General features: G+C 48.6%; 1 protein-coding gene. It reads left to right on the forward strand.

Features of this window, described 5'->3' with window-relative positions; all coding sequences use genetic code 11:
- Positions 1–276, forward strand: a 276-nt coding sequence (locus SCA31_RS23235) for a rhamnan synthesis F family protein (protein ID WP_410699388.1), incomplete at both ends; no start/stop codon positions are given.

Genomic DNA, 276 nt, shown 5'->3' on the forward strand with positions numbered 1-276 from the left:
GCGCGAGCTGCTGAAATTAAAGAGGAAATGATCCGGTTGCGTAATGGTTCGCCTCGACACGACGCCAAGCGAACTGTTGAATCTGGATCGGTGAACGCAATACTGCCTGAGTTTCAGCTTTCCTCGATCAATGCCGCGAGTCTTCGAGCGGAGATAGCAGTTGTTGTACATTTATATCACGTTGATCTGGCAGGGGAGATCAACGAGTATCTTAACAACATCGTGGCGCCTGTTGACGTTTTCGTTTCAGTGACAAATGTCGGAGGATACTTAGAG

Origin of the sequence: Chryseobacterium sp. SIMBA_028 (assembly GCF_046535285.1) — a bacterium.
Classification (GTDB): Bacteria; Bacteroidota; Bacteroidia; order Flavobacteriales; family Weeksellaceae; genus Chryseobacterium.